Origin of the sequence: Streptococcus pseudopneumoniae, from assembly GCF_001072925.1 — a bacterium.
In the GTDB taxonomy this organism is placed as follows: domain Bacteria; phylum Bacillota; class Bacilli; order Lactobacillales; family Streptococcaceae; genus Streptococcus; species Streptococcus pseudopneumoniae_Q.
Genome location: NZ_JVHE01000113.1, coordinates 1 through 1,461 on the forward strand (window position 1 = coordinate 1; position 1,461 = coordinate 1,461).

A 1,461-nucleotide genomic window follows, 5' to 3' on the forward strand; every position below is an offset into this window, starting at 1 on the left:
ACCCACTACAGTTGACAAACATACTAAGATTAGTAGTGAGAAAATCTCCGACGGGAGAGAGTATTCACTACTTTTTCTTTATATTAAAGTAGAGGTGTCTTGTAAAGTCGTAGGGCTCTTTGGCGCTAGACGTCGCGTATTGAAAATAAAATCACTAAAACACGGAATTATTCAAGACAAAAGAGGTAATATCATGCGTACAGTATTTGGGATTGATGTGAGTAAGGCAAGTTCTGAGGTGGCAATTTTAGTCAACGGTGAAAAGATTCATGGATACACTATGCTCAATGACGCCATTGGCTTCAATCGTCTTTTGAATGACTTGAAAACTGTTCATAACCCTGAGATTATATTTGAAGCTACTGGTGTCTATTCTCGGCGTCTTCGAGCCTTTCTTGAGGAATACGGCTACGCTTATACACAGCTGAATCCTCTGGAAGCTAAGAAGCAACTGGACAGTCTGCGAGTTCGTAAAACAGACAAAATTGACGCTGAAAAGTTGGCTCATTCTCAGTTTATACTCAATCGTAAACCAACTTATGCGCAGGAAGAAGTTTATCAACATCTGCGTGATTTAAGCCGTTTCTATCAAAATCTTACAGAAGACATTGTTAGAGCTAAAAACCGTCTACACAAGGTCTTACAAGTCACCTTTCCTGAATTGGAAAATCTCTTATCCACACCAACTGGAGAGCAATATTGGAATTTAGTGATGGCTTTTCCATGCAAAGAGTTTGTATTAAACCTATCTCAAAATGAATTGTGTAAGATTATCCGTCAATCTACCTCCAAACGAATCTCTGAAAAGCGTATTGCTTATCTGACTGATAAACTTATAAAACTCGCTAAACAATCTTTTTGTGCGGTCAAGAAAATCTCCCCAATGCTTGAAGAGGTTCGTTACTATGCTCAAGAATTGCTTCGTCTTTCTGAGCACAGACAGGTTGTCTTAGACGACATGGTAGCTCTAGCGCAGCCTTTACCAGAGTATGACATCTTACGATCAATTCCTGGCATCGCAGAAACCACAGCGACATCTATCATTGGCGAATTGGGAGATATTCGGCGCTTTCAGTCTACCAATCAAATCAACGCTTTTATTGGCATTGACCTGAGACACTATGAATCTGGGAACTTTCTCGCCAAGGAACACATTACTAAGCGAGGTAATCCCTATGCCAGAAAAATCTTGTTCAAGTGCATTCATAACATCGCTTCAGCTAGTCATACCAATCCCTGCCATATCGCCGACTTTTATGAGAAACGAAAAAGACAATCGACAATAGCTTCAACCAAGCCACATGCGATTGCCTCTATACATCGTCTCATTCGAACAATGTATTACCTCATTACGCATAACAAACTTTACGATTACTCTTTGACCCAAAATCGATAAGGTCATCTATGCCGTATTATTATAACACCTTGTTTCAAAAAATACCAGATGAGGTGTTTTTTAGC

1 protein-coding gene is annotated in these 1,461 nt (G+C 39.6%); it reads left to right on the forward strand.

Going from position 1 to position 1,461, the window contains the following annotated elements; translation table 11 throughout:
- Positions 1-193: 193 nt before the first annotated feature.
- A complete protein-coding gene (locus ADH81_RS08510) occupies positions 194-1,396 on the forward strand; it encodes an IS110 family transposase (protein ID WP_049527613.1) in 1,203 nt (400 codons plus the stop codon).
- Positions 1,397-1,461 lie beyond the last annotated feature (65 nt).

Bases quoted from the DNA above. Each gene is read 5' to 3' on its own strand.
- ADH81_RS08510 (WP_049527613.1), top strand. From the start codon at position 194: ATGCGTACAGTATTTGGGATTGATGTGAGTAAGGCAAGTTCTGAGGTG.